Source organism: Bradyrhizobium sp. SHOUNA76, from assembly GCF_023006445.1.
Lineage (GTDB): Bacteria > Pseudomonadota > Alphaproteobacteria > Rhizobiales > Xanthobacteraceae > Bradyrhizobium.
The window spans coordinates 1-1,219 of the sequence record NZ_JALBHA010000913.1 but is presented as its reverse complement, the minus strand read 5'-3'; the positions used below and the strand labels follow the sequence as shown (position 1 = coordinate 1,219).

Sequence of the window (1,219 nt, the reverse complement as noted above, 5' to 3'; positions counted from 1 at the left end):
GGCTGAGGCCGAGCGTTGCCATGTCTTCCGCGATCTCGCGGCCGGCGGTGCCCTGCCCCGCGATCACGAATGGATCGTCGTAAGGCCTGACCAGCGTCGCGCCGCGCTTCTCGGCGATGCCGCGCGAGATCGCCTCGCGGTCGTCCTTGTCGCGGTCGTACAGCACGACCTCAGCGCCGTACGACTTGGTGCGCTCGCGCTTGGACAGCGGCGCATCCGCAGGCATCACGATGGTCGCCTGCATGTCAAGGATCTTCGCCGCCGCCGCCACGCCTTGGGCGTGGTTGCCGGACGAGAACGCGACGACGCCGCCGGCGCGCTTGTCCTGCGGGATCGAGAACACCTTGTTGAAGGCACCGCGGAACTTGAAGGAGCCGGTGCGCTGGAGCATCTCCGGCTTCAAAAATACCTTCGCACCGACGCGCTCGTTGAGCACGGGAAAGGACAATAGCGGGGTGCGGATGGCGTAGGGCGCGATCACGCGCGCCGCAGCATCGATGTCGGCAGGGCCGATCGGGAGGAGCTGTTCGGTCATGTCCGAGCTTATCGCGGCCGATGAGGCCCGGGCAAGACACCTGCGCGCGAGGATTTGCCCGCTCAGGCGACCCGGCGGGGCTGTTCCGCGCCGGTCCGACCCGGCAGCACCGCGCCGACCCCCAAAATACTGTCGATGAAGACCCGCGCCGAGGCCTCCCAGGTGTAATTGGCAGCGAACGCGACACAATCCTGCCGGGAGGCATCGAGCGCCGCGAAGCAGGCGCTGCGCAGATCGTGATCGAGTGCGCCGACCGGGGCATCGCCGATCACGTCGCGGGGGCCCTTCACCGGGAAGGCCGCAACCGGCAGGCCGCTCGCGAGCGCCTCCAGCAGGACGAGACCGAACGTATCGGTCTTGCTGGGGAATACGAACACGTCGGCGGCCGCATAGATGTCCGCCAGTTCCTCGCCGTGCTTCTCGCCGAGGAAAATCGCATCGGGATAGGTCTCTTCCAGCGCGACACGCGCCGGGCCGTCGCCGACGATCACCTTGGTGCCGGGCAGATCGAGGTCGAGAAAGGCCTCGAGATTCTTCTCCACCGCGACGCGGCCGACCGACAGGAACACGGGGGCCGGCAGGCAGAGATCGACGGCGCGGGGATGGAACAGGCCGGTGTCGACGCCGCGCGGCCACAGCACGACATTGTCAAAACCGCGCTCGGTCAGCTCGCGGGCCAGCGCC

2 protein-coding genes are annotated in these 1,219 nt (G+C 68.1%); both read right to left on the bottom strand.

Going from position 1 to position 1,219, the window contains the following annotated elements; genetic code table 11:
- Window positions 1–535 (bottom strand): pyridoxal-phosphate dependent enzyme (locus MOV74_RS38525; RefSeq protein ID WP_246932781.1); only part of this gene is annotated, 535 nt, incomplete at its 3' end.
- A gap of 62 nt (window positions 536–597) precedes the next feature.
- The coding region (locus tag MOV74_RS38520) for a glycosyltransferase (protein ID WP_246932779.1) at window positions 598–1,219 on the bottom strand (622 nt) is incomplete at its 5' end.